Annotated in this window: 22 protein-coding genes; 8 read left to right on the top strand and 14 right to left on the bottom strand. The window is 54.4% G+C overall.

Features of this window, described 5'->3' with window-relative positions; genetic code table 11:
* The first annotated feature begins 34 nt into the window (after positions 1 to 34).
* From ACW17M_RS04790 to ACW17M_RS04780, 3 genes are read left to right on the top strand one after another with little or no spacing between them, the layout of a single operon-like run.
* Positions 35 to 2,404, top strand: coding sequence for a bifunctional diguanylate cyclase/phosphodiesterase (locus ACW17M_RS04790; RefSeq protein WP_027959225.1), 2,370 nt, complete (start codon positions 35 to 37; stop codon positions 2,402 to 2,404).
* Positions 2,401 to 3,279, top strand: coding sequence for a DUF3034 family protein (locus tag ACW17M_RS04785; RefSeq protein WP_223827962.1), 879 nt, complete (start codon positions 2,401 to 2,403; stop codon positions 3,277 to 3,279). Before ACW17M_RS04790 ends, ACW17M_RS04785 begins: the two co-directional genes overlap by 4 nt.
* A 10-nt stretch (positions 3,280 to 3,289) precedes the next feature.
* Complete coding sequence (locus tag ACW17M_RS04780) at positions 3,290 to 3,757, top strand: group I truncated hemoglobin (RefSeq protein ID WP_027959223.1); 468 nt, start codon at positions 3,290 to 3,292, stop codon at positions 3,755 to 3,757.
* On the opposite strand, the gene ACW17M_RS04775 is transcribed toward ACW17M_RS04780, so the two are convergent.
* From ACW17M_RS04775 to ACW17M_RS04760, 4 genes are all read right to left on the bottom strand, one after another.
* On the bottom strand, positions 3,741 to 4,793 hold the full coding sequence (locus ACW17M_RS04775) for a GGDEF domain-containing protein (protein ID WP_027959222.1): 1,053 nt from the start codon (positions 4,791 to 4,793) through the stop codon (positions 3,741 to 3,743). The genes ACW17M_RS04780 and ACW17M_RS04775 overlap by 17 nt on opposite strands.
* 92 nt (positions 4,794 to 4,885) lie before the next feature.
* Positions 4,886 to 5,401 carry a hypothetical protein gene (locus tag ACW17M_RS04770; protein WP_022523727.1) on the bottom strand — a complete coding sequence of 172 codons (516 nt, stop codon included), beginning with the start codon at positions 5,399 to 5,401 and terminating at the stop codon, positions 4,886 to 4,888.
* 201 nt (positions 5,402 to 5,602) lie between these two features.
* Complete coding sequence (ccoM, locus tag ACW17M_RS04765) at positions 5,603 to 5,758, bottom strand: cytochrome c oxidase subunit CcoM (RefSeq protein ID WP_022523728.1); 156 nt, start codon at positions 5,756 to 5,758, stop codon at positions 5,603 to 5,605.
* A 109-nt stretch (positions 5,759 to 5,867) separates the two neighbouring features.
* A complete protein-coding gene (locus tag ACW17M_RS04760; RefSeq protein ID WP_039858286.1) occupies positions 5,868 to 6,386 on the bottom strand; it encodes an FKBP-type peptidyl-prolyl cis-trans isomerase in 519 nt (172 codons plus the stop codon).
* A 113-nt stretch (positions 6,387 to 6,499) separates the two neighbouring features.
* On the opposite strand from ACW17M_RS04760, the gene ACW17M_RS04755 reads away from it, so the two are divergent.
* The gene (locus ACW17M_RS04755) at positions 6,500 to 7,861 is read left to right on the top strand and encodes an AmpG family muropeptide MFS transporter (protein WP_009286498.1); all 1,362 of its coding nucleotides are present in this window, start codon (positions 6,500 to 6,502) and stop codon (positions 7,859 to 7,861) included.
* 19 nt (positions 7,862 to 7,880) lie between these two features.
* On the opposite strand, the gene ACW17M_RS04750 is transcribed toward ACW17M_RS04755, so the two are convergent.
* Both ACW17M_RS04750 and ACW17M_RS04745 read right to left on the bottom strand, forming a co-directional pair.
* The gene (locus ACW17M_RS04750; RefSeq protein ID WP_041158385.1) at positions 7,881 to 9,698 is read right to left on the bottom strand and encodes an SEC-C domain-containing protein; all 1,818 of its coding nucleotides are present in this window, start codon (positions 9,696 to 9,698) and stop codon (positions 7,881 to 7,883) included.
* A gap of 137 nt (positions 9,699 to 9,835) precedes the next feature.
* Positions 9,836 to 11,077, bottom strand: a complete 1,242-nt coding sequence (locus ACW17M_RS04745; RefSeq protein WP_027959219.1) for an ABC1 kinase family protein — start codon at positions 11,075 to 11,077, stop codon at positions 9,836 to 9,838.
* Between the two features lie 212 nt (positions 11,078 to 11,289).
* On the opposite strand from ACW17M_RS04745, the gene ACW17M_RS04740 reads away from it, so the two are divergent.
* On the top strand, positions 11,290 to 13,212 hold the full coding sequence (locus ACW17M_RS04740) for a DNA topoisomerase III (protein WP_457546996.1): 1,923 nt from the start codon (positions 11,290 to 11,292) through the stop codon (positions 13,210 to 13,212).
* 108 nt (positions 13,213 to 13,320) lie between these two features.
* Here the strand turns inward: ACW17M_RS04740 and ACW17M_RS04735 are convergent, their stop codons facing one another.
* Both ACW17M_RS04735 and ACW17M_RS04730 read right to left on the bottom strand, forming a co-directional pair.
* Positions 13,321 to 13,836 (bottom strand): MgtC/SapB family protein, encoded by a 516-nt coding sequence (locus ACW17M_RS04735; protein ID WP_009286495.1) that lies wholly within the window; start codon positions 13,834 to 13,836, stop codon positions 13,321 to 13,323.
* A 233-nt stretch (positions 13,837 to 14,069) separates the two neighbouring features.
* Positions 14,070 to 14,975 (bottom strand): LysR substrate-binding domain-containing protein, encoded by a 906-nt coding sequence (locus tag ACW17M_RS04730; protein ID WP_027959213.1) that lies wholly within the window; start codon positions 14,973 to 14,975, stop codon positions 14,070 to 14,072.
* A 119-nt stretch (positions 14,976 to 15,094) separates the two neighbouring features.
* On the opposite strand from ACW17M_RS04730, the gene ACW17M_RS04725 reads away from it, so the two are divergent.
* Entirely contained in the window at positions 15,095 to 15,796 is a 702-nt protein-coding gene (locus ACW17M_RS04725) for an FMN-dependent NADH-azoreductase (RefSeq protein ID WP_141441186.1), read from the top strand.
* 56 nt (positions 15,797 to 15,852) lie between these two features.
* Here ACW17M_RS04725 and ACW17M_RS04720 read toward each other — a convergent pair whose 3' ends face one another.
* The 6 genes from ACW17M_RS04720 to ACW17M_RS04695 all read right to left on the bottom strand — a co-directional run bounded on the left by ACW17M_RS04720 (position 15,853) and on the right by ACW17M_RS04695 (position 20,571).
* Positions 15,853 to 16,173: a DUF1330 domain-containing protein gene (locus tag ACW17M_RS04720; RefSeq protein WP_141441187.1), complete on the bottom strand. Its 321-nt coding sequence runs from the start codon at positions 16,171 to 16,173 to the stop codon at positions 15,853 to 15,855.
* A gap of 75 nt (positions 16,174 to 16,248) precedes the next feature.
* On the bottom strand, positions 16,249 to 16,884 hold the full coding sequence (locus tag ACW17M_RS04715; RefSeq protein WP_141441188.1) for a LysE family translocator: 636 nt from the start codon (positions 16,882 to 16,884) through the stop codon (positions 16,249 to 16,251).
* A gap of 50 nt (positions 16,885 to 16,934) precedes the next feature.
* Complete coding sequence (locus tag ACW17M_RS04710; protein WP_141441189.1) at positions 16,935 to 17,342, bottom strand: VOC family protein; 408 nt, start codon at positions 17,340 to 17,342, stop codon at positions 16,935 to 16,937.
* 80 nt (positions 17,343 to 17,422) lie between these two features.
* The gene (locus ACW17M_RS04705; RefSeq protein WP_457546995.1) at positions 17,423 to 17,962 is read right to left on the bottom strand and encodes a GrpB family protein; all 540 of its coding nucleotides are present in this window, start codon (positions 17,960 to 17,962) and stop codon (positions 17,423 to 17,425) included.
* 32 nt (positions 17,963 to 17,994) lie between these two features.
* Positions 17,995 to 19,956, bottom strand: coding sequence for a M48 family metallopeptidase (locus ACW17M_RS04700; RefSeq protein ID WP_141441190.1), 1,962 nt, complete (start codon positions 19,954 to 19,956; stop codon positions 17,995 to 17,997).
* An 18-nt stretch (positions 19,957 to 19,974) separates the two neighbouring features.
* Positions 19,975 to 20,571: a LemA family protein gene (locus tag ACW17M_RS04695; RefSeq protein WP_027959206.1), complete on the bottom strand. Its 597-nt coding sequence runs from the start codon at positions 20,569 to 20,571 to the stop codon at positions 19,975 to 19,977.
* Between the two features lie 337 nt (positions 20,572 to 20,908).
* On the opposite strand from ACW17M_RS04695, the gene kynA reads away from it, so the two are divergent.
* On the top strand, positions 20,909 to 21,745 hold the full coding sequence (gene kynA / locus ACW17M_RS04690; protein ID WP_027959205.1) for a tryptophan 2,3-dioxygenase: 837 nt from the start codon (positions 20,909 to 20,911) through the stop codon (positions 21,743 to 21,745).
* 83 nt (positions 21,746 to 21,828) lie between these two features.
* Positions 21,829 to 23,058: a kynureninase gene (gene kynU, locus ACW17M_RS04685; RefSeq protein ID WP_141441191.1), complete on the top strand. Its 1,230-nt coding sequence runs from the start codon at positions 21,829 to 21,831 to the stop codon at positions 23,056 to 23,058.
* The last annotated feature ends 12 nt before the right edge of the window (positions 23,059 to 23,070 follow it).

Here is a 23,070-nt window from a genome sequence, read left to right as displayed (position 1 = left end):
AGGAGATCGCGATCCGCCACTTAGTGAGGTTGCTATGCGCTTTAGAACGCGCCTGATGCTCGTGCTACTGACAGTGGTGATTGTCTCGCAACTCGCCACCGGGGTGGCGTTTCTTCGTGCGACCCAAAACGACGTCATTGCAAAAGGCTCCCAACGTTTAGAAGTGGGTGCCAATGTATTGGAACAACTGCTGGACGCACGCGGTGAGCAGTTAGCTAATAACGTCGCCATTCTTGCCGATGACTTCGGTTTTAAAAGCGCCGTTTCCACCCAGGACACCGATACGCTCTACTCCGTATTGGCCAACCATGGTGATCGAGCCAAGGCGGATATCGTGTTACTCAGCGGCCTGGATGGGCGTATTTTGGCAAGCAGCCATCACGCGCAAAATAGCCCCATGCCTTTCCCGCAGTTGTTCGATCGAGCCAGCCAAGAAGGCGAAGCTGTTAGCGTCGTCATCGCCGAAGGGCAGCCGTACGAGTTTGCCCTGCTGCCAGTGCGTGCCCCCAACCTGATTGGCTGGGTGGGTATGGGCTTTTTAATCAATGAAGCGGTCACGGAAGAGATTAATGCATTAACCGGGTTGGACATCAGCGTAGTCAACTATCGCGACAACGGCGAGATCAGCTACCTTGCCAGTTCTCATCCCGAGCAACTGGCCCTGGAATTAATGAGCGGGCGTGACGATGAGCTAATCGAAGGTGAATATGCCTTACACAGCCAGATGACGCCGGATGCCGAGTACCTGACCTACGCGTCTCAGCTCTATTCCGATGACGTCAACCAGACCTATGCGTTGTTACAACTCTCACGCAACGAGCTGCTTGGCGCTTACCGCTCGCTGCAGTGGCAACTGCTGGGAATCATTGCTTTGATCCTGCTGTTTACCGTGCTGATTGCTATGTGGAGCGCCCGGAGTATGAGCAAACCGTTAATGGAGTTGGCGAAGGCGGCACAGCGCATTGGTCGCGGCGAACGTTTTACCGAGCTACCCATTGGTAGTGAGCGAAGTGAAACGGGGCTTTTGGCGTCGACACTGATCGCCATGCAGGAAGGCATCGCTCAGCGCGAGGCGACGCTTCATCACCAGTCTCGCCACGACCTCCTTACCGACCTGCCCAACCGCATCAGCACCCAAGAAGATATTAGCCTTTTGATCAAACGCGGTGAGCCTTTTACCTTGCTTCGCCTGGCGATTAACAACTTTCGCGACATCAACGACACCTTCGGCTATGCGCTGGGGGATCACGTGCTAGTCACACTGGCCAAGCGCTTGCAGCACTTTGATGGCTCTGAGAGCACTGCCTACCGACTGGATGGCGATGAATTACTGCTACTCGTCAAGCAGTCGAGAAGCGACTTTGCCTGGCGAACCCGCCTTTTTACAACGCTGCACCACCCTATCGACCTTGATAAATTCCCTATCACGCCGTCACTCTCGGCGGGCGAAACTAATTACCCCGACCATGGCGACAGCCCTCAACTGCTGCTGCGGCGTGCCGACATCGCACTCGATATGGCGCGTCGCCACCGTCACGCCCATCAACGCTATTTGGAAGGACAGGATGAGCATCATTTACGCCAGCTCACCTTGATTCGAGACCTACAGGACGCGGTGGGCAACGGTGAGCTGTGGATGGCCTACCAGCCCAAAGTAAACACACGTAACGGCCGTGTCGATCAGTGCGAAGCGTTGATGCGCTGGCGTCACCCGTCGTTAGGTTTTGTGCCACCCGATGAGTTTATTAGCTTGGCCGAGCGTTCGGGAAGCATCAGCATGCTAAGCCACTGGATGTTAGCCAATGTCTGCGCTCAACTGCATGCTTGGCAGCAGCATGGTTACCACTTATCGGTAGCGGTTAATCTCTCCGCCAGTGATGTGGTGGATCGCCAATTAGCTGCTTATTTGGCTAGCCTGCTTGAGCGCTATCGTCTTGCCCCTGCCCGCCTGAGTATCGAAGTCACTGAAAGTGCCGTTATGCAGGACGTTGATGCCGCCATGGCCACGTTGATGGAGCTCAACCAACTAGGGCTGCGTATCGCGATTGACGATTACGGCACCGGCTACTCTTCCCTAGCGCAAATCAAACGCTTGCCCGTGGATGAACTCAAGATCGATAAATCGTTCGTGTTGGCCATTGATTCTCAAAAAGATGACTTGACGATTGTCAGCTCGACCATCGAAATGGGCCACAGCTTAGGACTGCGCTTAGTGGCCGAAGGCGTCGAGAATCGCGCCAGCGCCGAGCTGTTAAGCAAGCTTGGCTGTGACTTTTTACAGGGCTATTGGATTGCTAAACCAATGCCAGCTGATGAACTCCCCGCATGGTTGGATAATTTTACGCCGCTCTCCTTGCCCCACCCGATGTCTTCCTTACTAAAGGCGTTCCAGAGAAAGCCATGATGTTATTTCAATCTATGTTTTCACCATCCAGTTCACCCTTTCGGCACTTTTTTTTCAGCTGCCTTGCGGTCTGTTTAGCGCTTGCGGCCATGCCCTCCTATGCCGGTAGCCGTATTGTAAGTACGGGCGGAGTGAGTGCTATTGAAGGGGCCGCGGGGGGTGGCTTATCGCCTTGGGCAGTGCTGGCCAGCACCGCCAGCGAACAGGAAATCGGCGTCACTGCCGCCGCTACCCATGCCTGGGTGGACGATTATCGGCTAACAGTGACCGGCGCAAGCCTGAATGTTTATGACCGTATTGAAGTCTCAGTGGCGCGTCAAACGCTTGATCTAGACACCCTGGGTGGCGAGCTAGGCCAGGATATTTACGGTGCTAAGGTGCGCTTGCTCGGTGATGTGCTCTATCACCCTTGGGGCATTTGGAGTGTTGGGATGCAACATAAACGACTGGTTGATGGCACCATTCCCACCGCCCTCGGTGCCGATAAAACAAGCGGTACCGATATGTATCTTAGCGCCAGCAAGTTGCTGTTTAGCGCTGTTGCCGGGCGCAATGTGCTATTCAACGCCACCCTGCGCAATACCAATGCCAACCAGGGCGGTCTGCTTGGCTTTGGCGGCGATCAGAGTAGCCGCTCGTGGATGGCCGAGGGGAGCGTGGGCGTTTTTATTACCCCGCAATGGGTTGTCGGTGCAGAGTATCGTCAGAAACCCGATAACCTAAGCGTAGCTAAAGAGGATGATTGGCAAAGTCTCTACAGTGCCTACTTCTTCAATAAGCACTTATCACTCACGGGCGCGTGGTTGAACTTAGGCGACATTGCCGGCCTACCTTCCCAACGCGGCGGCTATCTTTCACTTCAGGCAGCTTTCTAAGCGGGGCGCTATGAGCTTTCCACACAAATGCAAGCGGACACACCGTGGTTTAATAACGGTTACTTTTGCAACAATCGCAATTACGCTCGCAGGCTGCACTCATCAGTCAGCCACTCAATCAACAACGCTTTACGAACGGCTTGGCGGTCAGGGCACTATCGACACGGTGGTCGAGAATCTCTTATACCGAATTGCGGATGATCCCGAAGTAGTGGTGTTTTTTGCTAACACCAATATCGATTTATTTGCTGAATCCCTGGCCAGCCAGCTATGCGATGTAAGCGATGGCCCCTGCCACTATGAAGGCCCGCCGATGGATCGTGCTCATCAACATATGGGGCTAACAGATGCGCATTTTAATCGCTTGGTGGAACATCTCGATGCGGCTATGCAGGCGGAGGGTATTGCCCTTGGCGCACGTAATGAACTGCTGGGCAGACTCGCCCCTATGTACACAGACGTTATGCGTCTTCAGTAACCTGCCAACCGTCACGGCCCATCGCTTTTACCCGGTAGAGTGCTTTGTCGGCGGCTTCGTAAGCGTAGGGAAACGTTGCTTCATCGGCTACAAAACAGCTCCCGCCAACGCTTAACGTCACGCCTTTTTTATCCGGATGGGCAGAGTGGGCAAAATCAGCTTCCCGCAGCCCTTCAATTAGCTGACGACAGTAACGCTTCAGCGTGTCAGTGTTCGGGCAGTGAAGTAGTGCCGCGAACTCATCGCCTCCCAAGCGGTAGAGCTGCGCTTCATCATTCAGCGTTTCACCAATCAATGTGGCCAATTGGCGCAAAAGAGTATCGCCTTGCGGATGCCCATAGGCATCGTTGTACTGTTTAAAAAAGTCGATATCGACCAGAATCAGCCCTAACGATTGATGCTGCTTCGCCAACACATCCTGGTGTAAAGCGCTGCGATTGCCAATCCCGGTGAGCGGGTCGCGCATGGCACGCTGCATCCACTCGAAGGTCTCTTGGGTGGCGCGATCTGCGCGTCTTAGCTGGCGCTCATGGAGCCACCAAAACGCCAATCCCATCACAAAGATCAATAAACTGGAGTAAGTCAGCACCTGACGATGCTGACGGGTGCTTTCGGAAAAATCGTTAATCGCTGCGCCCCGACGATCAAGCTGATCCATCTCAATATGGGTTAAGCATTGAATCGGTGCGAACAACGCCATCGCCGCAGCGATACGGTCAATGCCCCGCGCCACGAGCAGCGCCACCAGCCGATCCAACTCCTTCAAACTAGGCTCAACGCAGGTATATTCACGCCGATAAATGTGCACATCGGCTAAGCCGTAGGCCAGGTCAATATCCAAGGCTGCGGCATCCAGCGCATCTTGCTCTGCCTGGTCACTCAATAGCTCGGATTGGGCATTTTGTAGGTAGACCCGTGCCCGAGTAGAAAGCTGCTGACCTGTAAGGCTCCCCGTCTGGCTGAAATAAGCCTGTATTTCGGGGTATACCCAGCGCGATTCATAAACAATCAACACCATAAGTGCCAAAAAGCTCATCAAGCTCAATGATAACCACGTAAAATAGCGGTGCTGGCGAGCTAAAGGCCGGGGACGAACTGTGGGCTGCGCGACGGGCCTAGTTTTGGATGTCACCACTTCGCCTCTATGCTACGAATCATCCAGATCCAGTCATTGAACTCACGCAGGTTTTCTACGTCGCGATCACCCTTGCCCTGATTATTGTAGTCACGCTCTACCAGCCGCACAGGGCCTCGCGTACGGATGGTGAGCGGATCGCCATCCTCAGAGCTAATCAGGTACCAGTTAGGGTCGTCCCACCCTTCTAAGGTAACCTCGTAGTCGTCCCAAGCGGTAAAGTGAAGCGCCGGGGGCACTTCGCCAAACTGTTCAATCAGAAAGGTGCGAAACTCGACGCCCTGCATCTCCACATCGCGCCCTTGATAGGGGTCATAGAGTGTAAACGTCGTATCAGACATGTCGTGCAAGTCACTTAAAGCGACCTTTTGAGTGACATCGCCGTTGATCATATTTACTGCCTGGGCAAAGGCAGTCGCGGGAAGTATTATGCCCACGACAATTAACGCGCACGCTAACCGATCACGTACACGACCCCACGGGCTGTGGTGTAAGGCAACTGCGTTCATGACAAAGCATCCTAGTGTAGTCATTGCTTCAATGGACTTTACCAGAGCACGCCTTGCATTGCTCATTAACGCACGCTATGCGATTGCAACTTTTCAGCACATTTCAGGCAAAAAAAAGCCAGCCCATGGTGGGCTGGCAACAGGAGGTTTACTGCGATAGCAAACCCCCTCCCCTGACAAGGTTTACATGAGGTGGGAAAGCTACTTTTTACGCTCATCTTTACGTAGATGATCACGAATCACGAAGCCCACCCACCCCAGCATAAAAACGATTACTAACGCGACGGTCACTAAGCCGAAAATAACTGTGTCATCCCAATACATGGTGAATCCCCCCGCCGTGATGTATGCGTTCATACTAGTCACTCAACGGCAGAAGAATGCTGACCTAGATCAAGTTACGGCAGGCGGGGGAAGGCGGTTAAACAGGAAATTGATACTGATCAATTTTTGGGCGTGATTAGCACTACAGCACCTTGCGGTCTTCGACTTTACTGTGTTCGGTACCTGGTGGTAACGGATGGCCTTTGGCTAATTCTGCACGGGTAGCTTCGCGTACGTCTAAAATGGTGACTTTATAGTTCAGCGTGCGCCCGGCCAGGGGGTGATTGGTATCGACGGTGACGCGGTCGCCATCGACTTTGAGTACCGTAACAATTTGCGGCCCGGCTTCGCCCTCAGTTTGAAAGCGGCTGCCCGGTTCCAACTCAGCGTTACCAAAAGAGCCACGGCTGACTTCCTGAACCAGATCTTCGTTACGCACACCGTAGGCATCTGCGGGCATTAGTTGAACGCTAAGCTCGGCGCCAACGATTTGACCTGCTAGCGCACTCTCCAACCCTGGCACGATATTGTCGTGACCATGCAAATACTCTAGCGGCTTATTGCGCGCTTGGGAGTCATCCAATACCTGCTTGCTGCCATCGTTGAGCACGTCGCTGAGGACATAGTGCAAGGTAACTACCTGATGCGCCGTAATCGACATGGAAAACTCCTCTCCGGTAAGCTGTCGGTTTTGTGATAGCACTTTGTGTTAGAACACTGCCTCAGTTTATCACTTGGCCGTTGCCAGCGTCTTTCCACCAGGAGTAGCGTTTAATGTTAAACCCCACCCCCCAGCGCACTTGGCTTGCTGCGCTGGCTATTTATTGTCGTGCACCCGTTATTACCATGCTGTTTTTGGGGTTTTCTGCAGGCCTACCCTTTTTATTAGTGTTTTCAACACTCTCCGCCTGGCTGCGTAGCGACGGCGTGGAGGTAGCGGCAATTGGCTTTTTTGCCTGGATTGGCATGCTCTACTCGATCAAGTTTTTCTGGGCGCCGGTGGTAGACCGGTTAGCGCTCCCGATTTTGACCCGCGCCTTCGGCCAACGCCGCGGCTGGATGCTGTTAGCCCAGGGGTTGATCGTTGCGGGGTTAGTGGGGCTGGCCGGTTTGAGCCCGGTGGGTAATCTCGGCTGGGTGGCCCTCTTTGCACTGCTGGTGGCGTTTGGCTCAGCGACGCAGGATATCGCTATCGATGCCTATCGCATTGAGTCCGCCGATGACGATGTTCAGGCCGCCATGGCCTCGACCTATATTATTGGCTATCGCGGTGGCTTACTTGCCGCCGGTGCCGGCGCACTGTATATCGCGGCCTCTGCCTCTTGGGATGTGGCCTACATGAGCATGGCGGCTCTAATGGGCATTGGCGTTCTCACCGTGCTGCTGCGCCCTGAACCGAAGCGCGCTTCGCTTTCTATTCAACTTATCCATGAGCCTAAGGTACGGGCGTTTATTCGCGCCAGCCGCGGTAAGCCCAAACTGTTACGCCGCCTGGGTGCCTGGAGCATTGGTGCGCTGGTCTGTCCGTTTACCGACTTTTTTCGCCGCTATGGAGTGAAAGCGCTGTGGATTTTGGTGTTTATTGCCGTATTTAGAATCAGCGATTTGGCCATGGCCTCCATGGCCAACCCGCTGTATATCGACCTGGGCTTCTCGCTGGCAGAGATTGCTAACGTGACCAATATATTCGGCATTGCGATGAGCATTACCGGTGGAATTCTAGGCGGGCTATGCGTGGCGCGCTACGGCATTGGCCCGCTGCTGATCTTCGGCGCGGGGTTAGTGATGGTGACTAACCTGCTGTTTGCCGTGCTTGCCGTGGTGGGTAATCAGTTGCCCATGCTGGTGGTGACGATTATCGGCGATAACCTTGCCAATGGCTTAGCCAGTGCGGTGTTTATCGCCTTTCTTTCCAGTCTCACATCACGCGCCTATACTGCAACGCAGTACGCGCTGTTCTCATCACTAATGACGCTGCCAGGAAAGTTTTTGAGCGGTTTTGGTGGGCTGGTCGTAACCTCTCAGGGCTACCCAAGCTTCTTTGTCATCGCAACGTTACTGGGCCTTCCCGCCATTATCTTGGCAATTTGGATCAGCCGGGACAAGCAGCTAGTGCCTACCCCCAAGCCTGCTTAAACAGGCTTGAAGGTTTAGGCTAGCGATGTGTTTCGAGCCAGTCCAAGGCCCCTGGCGTAGTCCGCCACTGATCGCGCATCAAGGTGCGGTACTGCCACGCTTCCGCCCGGGAGCCGGGGTCAACCTGACCATCGGGGTGAGGCATGGAAGGCCGCGGGCTCTCTGCACAAATTAGCTCTAACGCGTAGCGGTTATGGCCAAGCACATCGCCTAGCGCCGCTTCTGCCGCCTCACGCTGCTCTAACCGATAGAGTGCCAGGGCTTTACCCATCAAAAGCCCCAATACCAGCGAGCCGTCGTCGTCACTCTCTTCCGCAAGTGCCAACGCTTCCTCGTTGCGATCATCACGTAGCAACTGGTCAAGTACCAGCTCCCGCAGCCCTAAGCTATCTTCCTGGTCGATCAGCAGTAGCTCTTCGGCCAACTCGCGGGAGTGCTGACGCGCCCCGCGCTCCATGCCGACCACCAACGCGAGCCCTGTGCGTAGCAACATGGCGTTGTTGGCATCGTCCCAGCACAGGTTGCCATCGCCTTCGGCGCGGGCTTGTTCCAACCAGCGCGAGAGGCGAAGCGCCAGTGGCTCCAGCAGGCTTGGGGCCATCCACGGCAGGCTGCCAAAGCGGCTGGTGAGCGCCAACGTTAAGTCCTGCACAACCTGTGGGGCGTCCAGCCACTCGGGATGTGCACAGAGTGCCGACATCCACTCAATGGCGTTGCCCCAAGGGTCATCGCGGAAGCCCAACGCTACGTCTTCATCCACCAGCACCTGAAACTGCTCATGCCAGGCGGCAAACAGCGTCTCTTCACGAGCACTGGTGTTGTAAAGCAATCGGCCACTTTCAGGGTCGGCGCTCACATCGATTTTGGGGGCAGTGGGCAGCGCGGCCAACAGCGCCTGAAGCGCCACCAGCGGCGTGGCCAGATCCTCTTCCGCACTCAGCAACTGATCGGCAAGCGTCGCGCCGGGGTTATCCGCCAACGCGGCTAAAAAATCCAACTGATCTTCATCCAGATCACCCTGTCGAACCAAGCGGCGATACCAGAAATTAGCGCGCTCTTTGGCTTCCTGTTCGTGGCCTTCATGCAGTAACAGCATGGCTTCAATGTAGGCCAAGGTAGGCGAATCGGGTAGCGCCTGCTGAGCCTTCACAAAGGCACCGCGGGCACTATCCAGGTCATCGTTATCCAAGTGCATCAGGCATAAACGCTCAAGAGCCACGCCACGCAAAAACAGCGGCCCCCGCTCCATCACATCATCAAGCAGGTCAGCACGTTTACGGCTAAAACCGCGCTCTTGATAAATATCCAGCAGGATTTCAAAGGCAGGCTCGGCCTGCTCAGGCAGCCGTGACCAGTCACTACCATCGAAGAGTGATTCAAGGATTTGCATAGCGCGGCCCGTCTGGCCGCTTTCAGCAGCAATCAACCCGGCTTCCAGTAGCGCTTGAGCCGGAGCCTGTTGGCTATCCAACGCGGCTTTCAGGGTCGCGCCCTTCCATTCGCGCAGCGAGAGCATCCACATCATCTGATCGGGGATCTCAGTGGGAAACTCGATCTGATAGCAACACTGCTTGAATTTGCGCCCTGAGTCACACCAGCACGGTTCATTACGCCCCGGCGTGGCGAGGGGCTCACAGGCAAAGTCGAGCCGCTCTAGCGGTGTTTGCGACCATAGCACCGGCGCCAGCGCCTGGGCCATAGCCACATCACCTTCAAAGGAATCCGCGCCTTTGGCACGCACCCAGGTCATAAAATCCGGATAGTGTTCTTGTTGCCTGATTGCCGAGAGTGCCCCGGAGGCGAATCCCAGCAGCTGATCGACCCATACCGCCAGCATTGCCGTCTCCATGTTGTGACAGGATGGCTTGTTAAACGATGTCGTGTTCAACGATATCGAATTAAACAACGACCTGTTTAAAAGCGGCATAGTTTAGCATGAAGGCCGACATGGTCGCAGTGGCAATCGGTTGATCATTAATAGGCTCGATGTAATAGCGGAAGCGTGCGCTCGTGCATATTCAGTCGCGCGCCCAAACGCACTAAATTCCAATAGTGGCCGTTCAGCGCCCGGGAAAGCAGCAGCGTTTCAGCAGGAGGCTGTAGTCGATCCATCGCCGCCCACACTTTAGGGGTTAGCTCGCGCAGACGACGGTGCACCCGCACATCGCTGAAATCCTGCTCGCCCGGCTCAAACAGCGGCGCGATACATTCAGCAGATTCACGATAGAGCGCCAGCGGCGCGCCCTGCCCCTGGCGGCCACCCATTTGCATCAAGGCTTCGTCCATCCCCATGGGGTCATGCTTCAAGGTGGCATCCAACAGCTGCATCATCGCCTTTATGCGCGCATCGGGGACCGCAATTACCGCGCCCAAATCGTAAATCACCAGCCGCCCTTGGGCATCGGCGGCGAAATTACCCGCATGGGGGTCGGCGTGTAGTTCGCCGTAGGTAAACAGTTCTTGGGTAATCCAGTCCGCTAATGTCTCGGCAATGCCCTGGCGCGTCTCGTCATCTGCCTCGGCTAATTCGCGCAATGGCGCTCCTTCCACGTAGCGCATCGCCAGCACATGGGGGCCGGAGAGCGCTGGCAAAGGCTCGGGAATCACTAGCCGCGGGTCATCCTTATAGCGCTCACGGTAGCGGGCCAGTGCATCGGCTTCGGCGTGGTAGTCCAGTTCCCCACGCAGGCTTTCAGCAAGCTCTTCAAATAGGGCATCCAAACGCGCCTGGGGCACTTTGAACCAGCGGCCTAAACGCATAATGCGCCGCACCTGAACCAAATCGCTCTCCAATACCTCGGCTAGGCCGGGGTACTGCACCTTGAGTACGACCGTTTCTCCCTCATGGGTGGTCGCGCGGTGAACCTGCCCCATGGAGGCGCTGGCAAAGGGGCGCTCCTCGACTTCGCTGAAATAGTGGTCAATGTCGCCGTACTGCTGAACCAGCGCTTCATGAATACGTGGCCAGGGCATCGGTTCGGCTTGGCGCTGCAGGCGGGCAAGCTCCTCGGCGAGATCGGGCGGTAGCAGATCGTCCCACTGGGACATAATTTGGGCAAGCTTCATGGCCGGGCCTTTAAGCTCTGAAAGCCCCTCAAACAGCGCTTCGCCCAGGGCTCGCCAATCCGCTTGGCCACCTAAACGGGTTTTCAGCAGCGCTCCACCGGTGCGTGCACCCAATCCCATTAAACGTCGTGTTCTGCCTCGATCACGCATTGATGATGCCCCTTAAATACCAACCCTGACCATCAAATAGATGGCTATCGAACAGTTTCCTGGCGAACAAAACTATTTGTACATAATTTATACAACTTAACAGTATCAGCAATTTACCGCATCACTATATTGACCTGCCCCTCTGGCGCCAATGCTGGTCAGCGTCTGCTACCATAGGCGCCATCAAAGGATACGATGAAGGCTTCGCTGCTATGCGCCTGATAATTGCCGAAAAACCCAGCCTCGCCCAAGCCATTGTCGAGGCGTTACCGGGCACTAGCAAACGCCAGGAGGGCGCGGTGCTATGTGGCGACACCACGGTCACTTGGTGCTTAGGGCACTTATTAGAGCAAGCGCCACCGGAAGCCTATGACCCCACTGACAAACAGTGGCGGCTGGATCGGCTCCCTATCGTGCCGCAGCAGTGGAAGCTGATGCCACGCCCCAAGGCACGTGGGCAGCTCGCGGTGATTCGCAAGCTGATCAAACAAGCCACCGATGTGGTTCATGCGGGTGACCCTGACCGCGAAGGTCAGCTGCTGGTGCAGGAAGTGATCGAGTACATGAAGTACCGTGGCCCGGTACAACGGCTGCTGATCAGCGACCTCAATAAACCTGCAGTGAGCCGGGCGCTTGCCAAGCTACGCTCCAACGCCGATTACCAGCCGCTGTTTCAGGCAGCCCAGGCCCGCTCTCGCGCCGACTGGCTGTATGGCATTAACCTAACCCGTGCCTGGACACTCACCGGCCGACAAGCGGGGCACGACGGTGTGCTTTCTGTCGGCCGTGTGCAAACCCCGGTACTGGGATTAATCGTGCGCCGCGATAACGCCATCCGTGATTTTGTGCCCCATCCGTTTTATCCACTATGGGTGGATCTCAAGGTTGCCCAGGGTCAACTGCGCGCCTGGTGGGCGCCCAAAGAGCACCAACCCCTCGATGATCAAGGCCGCTTGATTGACCGCAGGCCCGCCGATGCCCTGGCGGCTCAGTTACCCGGCGCATCAGGGCAACTCACCAAGCTCGACCAGCAGGAGAAACGCCAGGCACCGCCACTGCCCTACTCGCTCTCTGCTCTTCAGGTAGACGCCGCCCGCCGCCACGGGCTCTCTGCGCAGATGGTGCTGGATATTTGCCAGCGGCTCTACGAGCGCCACAAGTTGATCACCTACCCCCGTTCAGACTGCCGCTACCTACCCGAGGAGCATCTTCAGCTTGCTCAGCGCAGCCTCACCAGTGCCTGCCAGAACGATGAAGCGCTTCAGCAGTGGCTGAATGGAGCAGACTTTACCCTGCGCTCCAAGGCGTGGAACGATAAGCAGGTCGGTGCCCACCACGCAATCGCACCGACCGGAAAACCCGCTGATTTCAGCCAGCTCTCCGCTACCGAAGGCCATGTGTTTCGGTTGATCGTGCGCAACGTGATGGCTCAGTTCTACCGTCCTCTGCGCACCTTCGAAGTCAAAGCCGAATTTACGCTGCTTAATGAAGCCTTCCGCGCCCGCGGGCAAAGCATTCTCGACCCCGGCTGGAAACCGCTATTCACTACTCGGGATGAAACACCACCGCTGCCGCCGCTGACCCAAGGTGAAGCATGCCAGGCTATTGGCGCAGTCGTCGAGGAGAAAGAAACCCGACCGCCGGAGCCTTTCACCGATGCCAGCCTGATCAAGGCGATGATGAACATCGGCCGCTACGTGGATGACCCAGAGGTACGCCGCACCCTGCGCGACACCGATGGCCTGGGCACCGAAGCCACCCGGGCGGGCATTATCGAAACCCTGGTACAGCGCGGCTACCTGGTACGCCAGCAAAAAGCCCTGCGCGCCACCAAGCTTGGCACTGCCCTAATCGCCGCCCTTCCCAGCGCCGTAAGCACGCCTGAACGCACTGCGCTATGGGAACAACGCCTACGGGCGATTTCCGAACAGCAGGACGACCCTGGCGCGTTTCAGCAAGCGCTGCTGGATGATTTACGCGACCTGCTCACCCACAGTGACGCTGCCAAGCTCAGGCAGAGCCTGCAAACCGCCCAGGGTGAGGCCGGTGGCCCGCCGAAACGCACGGGTAAGCCGAGAAAGAGCTATGCAAGAACGAAAAGCCCCAGTGGAAGAAAGAAGGCTTCCAACAAATAATAATTATACCGTCTGGATGTAGTTCCCTGATTATAAAAAGGCGAGGCCTTACCAGAGGAGTTAACTCTCTGTTCATTCACGCCCTCTAGTTTTTGCATTCGGCTCCCATCAAATATCGGTATTGTCTTCGTCATCGCCCAAGGACGAAGACTTTTTCTTGCTGATTGAACCGGAAAAGAAAGGCACTACATAGAGGACTACCCAGGCCAGCAGCGTACACAAAACCGCCGTCTGCTCGCGTCCTAGGCCTACGGCTATGCCAATTGCCGCCGTCAACCAAACCCCTGCCGCCGTGGTAAGCCCTGACGTGCCTTTTTCATCTTTTCGGGTGATGATGGTGCCAGCACAAAGAAAACCGATGCCAGCAATAACGCCTTGGATGACCCGGCTCATTTCCGCATCAGAGATACCCGTTTGCTGAGGTATAAATATAAACAAAGCCGCCCCCATACAGACCAGCATATGGGTGCGTATTCCAGCGGCCTTGCCTCTCTGCTCTCGCTCGAGCCCCAATAGACCGCCTAGTACAGCCGCCAACAGCAAGCGAATCACAACAATGATGAATTCACTCAGGTCATTAAAATCCGAAAACTCGGATATTATAGTATTAATAATTACTTCCATCGTTTCGTTCCTTGATTGCCAGAGCGACGGCTCTTAAATACTATGAGTTGAATTCAGGGGAAACAGCATTTCTCACCTGCAGTAGGACGAGCATCAGCTCGGAGATACACTTTAGAAGCTCCTTGAACAACAGCGAAGCTTCGAAGGTCATCCAGCAGCGTGGCCTGTTAACCAAGTCAGTAAGGTGGATGGGTAGCTTGCCTATAAGATAACGGTATAAAAGTCCTCCACTATCAATTCATCAACGTACACAACCCACCCGGCACCGCCAAAACCCAATCACTGATCGCTTGAATGGTTGGGTCATGCCGTCGGCTTTCTGGGTAGACCAGAAAGAACGGTTTGCCCTCGAATTCTGGGCCAAAGGGCTGTACCAAGCGCCCTTCTTCCAACTCATCCTGAATCAACTGGCGGCTCATCAGCGCTACCCCCTGCTCCCCAACGGCAGCCGAGATAGCGTGGGTCTCATCAGAAAAGACCAGCCCGGCACTCACGTCCAGCCCAGGTACCTTTGCCTCTTTCTGCCACGTCGCCCAATCCAGTGGTGATGATATGGCCCCCTGGCTGCTGAAGTGAATCAATGGGTGCAACGGTAGCTGTTCTACCTCGTGTAGACCAAGGCGTGGGCTACAAGTCGGGATAAAGGTGTTATCAAACAGCTTTTCCGCGACCAACCCTGGCCAACGGCCATCGCCATAGCGAATGGCAATGTCTGCCGTTACCCCATCCAGAGGAACCGACTCATGCGAAGCATGAATACGCAGATCTATATCTGGATGGGAGTCGCGCAACATACACACCCAGGGCAGCAACCAGCGCACCGCAACCGCTGGCGTTGTAGAGAGCGTAACGGTTTGGCGAACAGGTACAGCACTCAACCGCTCGACAACATGACTAATGCTATCAAACGCAGTCTCCAGAACCTGCAGTAGCTCACGGCCCTGAGGTGTCAGCGCCAACTGTCGGGGTTTACGTAAAAATAGGGTAACGCCCAGCGCCTCTTCAAGACCCCGAACCTGATGGCTAATCGCAGTGGCAGTCACCGACAGCTCCTGCGCGGCCTGCTTGGCGCTTTCATGGCGGGCAGCGGCTTCGAAAGCTCGGAGTGCTGAAAGCGAAGGTAATCGGCGATGGTTCATGAATGAGCTTCACTCATCTATAGCTGCAAGAAAAGATCGTTTGTTCAGGCTGAAAGGCACAGCCTAAGCTAAGCCTGTTGTTAATCATAGATGAGTTTAACTCAGATTAGGAGGCCACCATGACACACATCCTGCATATAGACGCTAGCGCCCGCCCCGGCATTGCTGGCACAGGTAACCACGGTTCGCATAGCCGCCATTTGACTTATCAGTTTGTCAGCCAGTGGCAATCAGGCCGGCCGCAAGACACGGTTACCTATCGCGATATAGGTCAAAACCCGCCGTCGATTATTAGCCACGACTGGATTGCCTCTGCCTTCGCTCCAGAAGAGCGACGAGAATCCTGGATGAAGAACGCACTAACAGAGAGTGACCAGCTGATTGATGAGTTAATTGCTGCTGATATTGTGGTAATCGGAACGCCGCTTTACAACTTCGGGATGCCTGCCGCCCTCAAGGCGTGGGTCGACCAAGTAGTACGGCCCGGTCGAACGGTAGAGTTCGATGACACCAACCCGATAGACCCTTACATACCCAAGCTCACAGACCGAAAAAGGCATGCCGTTGTGCTCACCGCTAGAGGCGGCGTAAATATGGCGCCAGGTGAAGAAATGGCCCATATGAACCACCTTGAGCCACACTTGGCCACAGCACTGGCATTTATCGGCATCACTCGCGTTCACTACATCGCGATCGAAGGACAGGAAGTGGGCGGCGAGGTATTGGCCAAATCGGTTGCTGCCGCGATACAGAAAGTTGAAACGCTTGTTGAAGAGTTGCAGGTAGCGTTGGAAAGCACGCCATCACCTCAACCGGCCTAAATTATAATTAATGGTCTTTCATCGTAAATACGCTGAAGTATAAGGAGCGGCTATCGCTACCCAAGGATGTCCGCTCCTTTATGCCCTTCTGGTACACCTTGAACTAATAGCACATCGCCCTCTGTATTCCGGGTACGCAATGGGCGGATCGCTTTATAAGCAGCCGAGTCATACCAACCTTGCGCATGCTCCATGGAAGGAAATTCAATCACCACCATATCCCCTGTCCACCCTCCCTCAAGCGGAATGTATGGCCCACCATGCACGAGGTATTTGCCCGAGAACGGCGCGAGGGTTGCATCAATGCCTTCTAAATATTGTTTAATTTCAGGATCGAATCGGGTTTCGCGGATAAGAGCAACGGCGTAGGCAGGCATTATCATCATCCTCCATTTCAACGAAAAGAGACACCCGCCCCCAGCACTTCAAAAGTAAAAATAGCATCACGTAGCCTATCTTGCACTGGCAGCCAACCGTGCACCCAACGCGACGAAAAGTGCTCCAAGGGATCTATCCATCCATAAACCAACGCGTGGTTTTCTCTTTAAGTAAGCACCCAACTTAGCACCAGCCAGAACCAAAGGGGGCTCTATTACGGCAGCAACTGCAATAATAAGGCTGCCATGCAATAAAAGCTGTGCCTCGGCTGGGCCAGAGCCTTCCACGATAAATTGCGGCAGGAAAGCCAGAAAGAAGATAGCGACTTTGGGGTTTAGCGCAGATACCAGCATGCCCTGCCAATAAACAGCGGAGAGGTTCTTGTTACCCGGCTTTTCTGCAGCGACAAACTGATCCCCTTGAGACAGCAACATTTTAATACCGAGCCATATCAGGTAGGCGGCCCCTACCCATTTAACAATCGAAAACGCCAATGCAGAGGTGGCTAAAATAGCCGAAAGACCAACTGCAGCCATTACTACATGGAGCGCCGCTCCTGTCCAAATCCCAAACATAGCGGCAAACCCTTGTCGTCGCCCGCTACGTAATGTTTGCCCAAGTATGTAGGCAATATCTGGCCCCGGCGATAGGTTCAAAAGCACGGCCGCTGATAAAAAAGTCATCCAGTGCAGCAATGTATACTCAAACATAAGCGCTCTCTTGTATTTTTCCGTTGCCAAGCTAAAAGAATGTTAACGTGCTAGCTGGAAAGGTTCAGCTGCCAGGAAACGCCGTATTTATCATTCAACCATCCGAATTTTTCACTAAAGCCGTAATTATCTAGAGGCATCAAAACCTTACCTCCATCGCTCAATGCTTTAAATACGTCTTCTATTTCTTTCTCTGAGCCGCACTCAACGTGTAACGACATTGATGGCGTAAAACTGAACTGATGGTCGTAATAGCTATCCATTGCCAGGAAGAGAGTGCCGTTTATCGAGAAGCGGGCGAGCTTAACTGCCCCTTCGGGACCATGCCCCCCAGCTTCGACACGCTCGATATCGATGATTTTCGAGTTCTCAAATAGCGAAGTGTAAAACTTGATAGCTTCTTCGGCTTTACCGGCCTGATCCCCCACAAACATTAGAGATGTTTTGATAGCCTTCACTTTAACCTCCCATTTCATTTGACGCGCTAAGCGTTACTGTAGAAAGGTCTGCAAAACAGACGCGACATTGACTGCTGTGGTTAAGAGGCATTCTTGAGCCCCTGTTTAATGAAATCCCCTTTCGCCGCCGTATAGGCTTCTCGGTCTGACGTAAATTCCGCCGCCCACAGACGCTTCTTTTTCTCATAACGTTGCGCCAGTTCAGTATCAGCGCGCAGTCTATTGCGAAAAGCCAATCGCCGATGCCACTCTTCACCGCCATACACCATAAGATGCAGATGATGCGTCCTACGCCCCTCGGCCCATCGCATTAACCAACGCCGCCCGACCAAGGAAGCGTTGTACGCTAATGATGTCGCATATTTGGCACGGCACAACGGCTCCAGCAAGTCATCAGCCTGGTGCATTGACTCTACGCCTGCCAGGATATCGATGATTGGCTTGGCCGAGAGACCATGAACAGCGGTACTTCCGATGTGCTCAATGGCTAGAAATTCATCTGGAAATAAATCCAGCAGCCTGTCTCGCTCCTTCTCGAATAGAGCTGGCCAAGCCATATCATATGGAAATAGCGCGACCTCCTCATGGATGGCTCGATTTAAAGATTCCGTTTCATCCATGGCTGAGGCTCCCCTGTATCGAAAATTGTTGCCTATGCTTCATCTGATAACAGTGGCGACATTGGGCAATCGAGAATATCGGCCATAGCACGGAACAGCTCGGCTTCAGCAGGCAAAATACGTCCGCTATGTTCAATACAGCGTGCCATCGCTTGCAACAGCGCAGGCTTTTGCAGAGGCTTTAAGCGCCGCAAACGCTCAACCGCTAGGCTGAGTGCACGCATATCACTTATATCGTCAGTGGCCCTCAATGAGAACGGCAGCTCACTCTCAGCGGCATTGAGCGCGGCGCTTATCTCAACCGGGTCATCTTGCCCGGCGGTGGCAAGCACCGTCAGTAGCATCTGACACTCCCGTTGCAGGTCGTTTATCTTGAGGTTTGCAGGCCCACTGCCTTGCTTGCTGATGTTATTCAACACCAACTGATATAGCGTCCACTCCAACAGGCTGACCTGACCATCTGCCTCGATCAACCGTTCCATACAGAGGCGAAAGTGTTGGGCCTGCTCCATTGAGAGCGAGCGTAACGCTGGCAGCGCCAGTTCAATCAGTGGCAAGCGTAACTGTACATCCAGCCTCAACATTTCAGGGCCATAATCCATCAGCGCTCGGTAAACATCTGGCAGTGCAACTTGATGCAACGCCTTAAGCTGATGCCTACGCATTGTCTTATCCTGGCTGAGCAGCAGTGCATAGATCAGAGCACGAGCGGCATGGGGCTCATGGGCGGCGCTTTTAACTCGCTCAGGCAGCGCATCTAATGTCGCTCTAGCCTGATTAAGATGGCGCTGGTCAGGCTGGCCCATGGTGTTAATGGCAGTTTGAGCTGAGGCACCGGTTAACACAGCGGCCATTGCCCCCGTTCCCGTTGCTGTTCCCGAGCCAAATCTGGGCTCTGCTTCAGACCGCTCACCGTTGCCTTCTGGTTCTGTTGCGTCATTCTCGGCTTGCTGGCTGGGCCAAGTGACTTCGAAGCGGCCACTCCAATCAGGCATGACCCGCTTGATACGATCTTTAATCGGCGGATGGGTGGCCATCATTTGGCTAAACCCCTGCCGTACGCCTTGACCGAAGAACAGGTGGCTGAATTCCGCCGCCTGTGTCGCTTGCAGGTGAGAACCCTGGCTGTGCGAGCCGATTTTAACCAGCGCATTACCAATCCCCTTAGGGTTACGGGTAAACTGCACCGCAGAGGCATCCGCCAGATATTCACGCTGCCGACTGACCGCCGATTTGATCAAATTGCCAAAAAAGGTACCCGCGTAGCCGATCAGCATTAGCACCGCCCCCAGTGCTAAAACGACAGTGCCTGAGTTGTCGCGTTTTCCACCGCCCACCCGTCGAAAACGCATACTGCGCAGCAGTGTACCGCCCAATAAGCCAATAATCAGGATGCCATGGAGGATGCTGATCAGGCGCATGTTCAACCGCATGTCACCATGCAGAATATGGCTAAACTCATGCGCTACGACGCCCTGCAGTTCATCCCGCGTCAGGTTTTGGATCGTGCCACGGGTAATCCCGATCACTGCATCATTGGTTTGATAACCGGCGGCGAAGGCATTGATACTCTCCTCCTCAAGCACATAAACCGAGGGCACTGGCGTACCAGAGGCAATCGCCATCTCTTCGATCACATTGAGAATACGCCGCTCATCAGCATCACGGGTATTAAGATTGATCTCGCGTCCACCAAGGGCTTCTGCCACTACCCGGCCACCACGCCTTAGCTGACTGCGTTTAAATAGCCCGCCCAGCACCACGACGGCCAACACCGCAATAGCAACGCCAGTGACCAGTTCAATCGAGAGTGCCGACCACATCCCCTGAGCAGAAAGATTGGTTTGTGTAGCAGATTGCTCCCCCATTAGATGCAGCGCGATGGTAATTGCGAGCGTGGTAACAGCAATCAGGGCAAGTACTGCCAGTACCATCAAAACGACCAGACGCCCGGTTTTACGACGAGCGTTATCCTGCGCGGTAAAAAAATCCATGTCGCGTTTTCCCTGAGCTTAGAACGACACCGTCGGCGCCACTTGAATCTGGGCACTGTCTTCAAACTCTAACAACGAGGCATCCTGCCCATGGCCGAACATGCCAGCCACTGCTACCGGCGGGAAGCTCTGCCGATAGGTGTTGTAGTGCATCACCGCATCATTAAATGACTGCCGCGCAAAGGCCACCTTGTTTTCAGTGCTGGTTAGCTCTTCTGACAATTGCTGCATATTTTGCGAGGCTTTTAAATCCGGATAGGCTTCCATGACCACATTGAGCCGCCCCATTGCCTGAGTCAGTGCACCTTCTGCGCCGCCCAGGTCTGCCATGGCTTTGGCACTGCCTGGATTTGCCGCGGCCGCTTTTAGCCCAGCGGCGGCTGTATTACGAGCTTCGATGACCGACTGCAGCGTCTCCCGTTCATGGCTGAGATAACCTTTTGCGGTCTCTACCAGATTAGGAATCAGGTCATGCCGACGCTTAAGTTGCACTTCAATTTGCGCAAAGGCGTTCTCAAAGCGATTTTTCAAAGACACAAGTCGGTTGTAGATACCGATGACGTAAAACGCGATAACGGCGATGATCGCCACGGTGATGATGATAGTGAGCACTATGGTTCTTCCTTATAGTAGGCATTCGTCAGTAAAAGCCGGTCTATGAAAAGCTAGACAATGAATGCCTAGCTAGTGAAAAAAGTAGCCACCAAGTTCAATATCCGACGTTCACACATCACTTTGCAAGCTTAGGGAGAAAGGGAATGTCGACATAGCATTGCTCAAGATCACCTTTCTCATAAAACACTGTGATCGTATCAGTACCTGCTCGAAACGATTATCGAGCAGGGTCTGAAGCTCGCCTCCGGTATACTCTGGGACTTAGGTGAACCTAAAGAACAGGCTTGCAAACAAACGACAACAACCACACATTGCACAGCAACCAAGGCAGAATAAAATGACGACTCCTGAAGAAAACAGCGTCGATAATGAAGCCATTCATTGGGATCAGGATATTAGCTACGGCCAGTACCTGGATCTGGAACCTTTGCTTGCTTGCCAAAATCCGGCTTCTGATGAACACGATGAATTACTCTTCATCGTTATCCATCAAGTATCGGAGCTATGGATCAAACTTTGCCTTCACGAAGCTCATGGTGCCGCAGCGCATATTCAAGAAGATAACCTGCGCCCTGCTTTCAAGATGCTATCGCGGGTTTCCAGAATTCAGGAACAGCTTATCAAGGCCTGGGAAGTGTTGGTCACCATGACCCCCGCCGACTATGCCAGCTTCCGAGACAGCCTTGGCCAAAGCTCTGGGTTTCAGTCCTATCAATATCGGGAAATGGAATTCCTGTTAGGTAACAAGAACGCCAAGCTAATCGAAGCCCACAGATCAAAACCCAAACACTACCAAAAACTTCAGGAATCCCTCCACTCGCCCAGTCTTTACGATATCGTGCTGCAGCTGCTTGCCAAACGCGGTTTCAGCATTCCGGAAAGCAAAACCCAACGCGATTGGAGTATCCCCTACACCGCCAGTAGCGAGGTGGAAGCGGTCTGGACGGAAATCTACCGCAACAGCGAACAACACTGGGATCTATACGAGCTTGCTGAAAAACTGGTGGATGTCGAATTCAACTTTCAGCGCTGGCGATTCAGCCACATGAAAACGGTCGAGCGTATCATTGGCTATAGACGCGGCACAGGCGGAACGGCTGGGGTGAACTATCTGGTCAAAGCGCTGGATCTTCAGTTCTTCCCGGAACTGTGGAGTGTTCGGACGACGATATAAGCACTTGGCGCGCTGCTGCGCACCCAGTTTAACTACCGTATTGATATTCAAAACAGCGACATACAATTTTTCGGAGCAGCCATATGCCTGTAAGCCTGGATAGTGTTCGTGAGCGTGACCGCCAAGACCCATTGGCAGACTTTAAAAGCCATTTCGCCCTGCCCGAAGGCGTGCTTTATCTTGATGGGAACTCACTAGGCGCTCAACCGAAGGCCGCCAAACAGGCGGTCGATGAGACTCTGGATCAATGGCGCGACCAACTGATCAAAGGCTGGAACCAGGGCTGGTTCGATGCTCCGGAACGCCTGGGCAATCTACTAGCCCCGGTGATTGGTGCGCAACGCGGTGAAGTGAGCGTCACTGACAATATCACGTTAAATATCTTCAAGCTGCTGGGGTATATCCTCGGCCAAGACAAGGAGGGGCGCCAGGCGGTTCTTAGCGAAGGCGGCAACTTCCCGACCGATGGCTACATCGCCCAAGGCTATTGCCGGGTGAGTGGCGCCGAGCACCGCTTCCTGCCCGAAGGAGGCAACTTGGCCGAACACCTCGACGGTGTAGCCGTGGTGGTACTGAGCCAAGTTAATTACCGTACTGGCAAATTACGCGATATAGCCACCACCACGAAACTGGTGCACGACCACGGCGCGGAAGTCATCTGGGATTTGGCCCATTCCGCAGGCGCACTGCCCATTGATCTAAACGGTTGCGGTGCTCGCTACGCCGTAGGCTGTACGTACAAGTACCTTAACGGCGGCCCTGGCGCGCCAGCTTTTTTATACGTGCATAGCGATCACCAAGACAAAGGTTGGCAGCCGCTTTCCGGCTGGCACGGCCATGCATCGCCCTTCGCTTTTGAAGCGGATTACACCCCAGCAGGGGATATTTCCCGCTTTCGCACTGGCACCCATTCGGCACTTGCCTACGCCGCTCTGGAAGCCTCACTCGCCCTATGGAGCGAGGTGGACATGCAGGCGCTGAGAGAAAAAAGTCTGGCAATGAGCGACCTGTTTCGAGAGTGTTTAAGCGATATTTTTACCACTCATAATATTGACGATATAACCCCATCAGCCAGTGAGCGCGGCAGCCAGGTATCACTGGTGGATAGTCAAAACGGCTACGCTATCGTTCAAGCCTTGATTGCCCGCGGTGTAATCGGCGACTACCGGGAGCCCGGCTTAATGCGTTTTGGTTTTACCCCGCTATACCTCAGTTTTGAAGATGCTTGGCAGGCCGCCCAGCACTTCCGTGAGGTAATGGAAAGCGGTGAGTACCAGGATCCGCGGTTTCATGTGCGTGGTGCCGTTACCTAATAGAGGTACGTG

The organism is Vreelandella sp. 2A-K22 (genome assembly GCF_054065485.1).
This window is presented reverse-complemented; position numbering and strand designations above follow the sequence as displayed.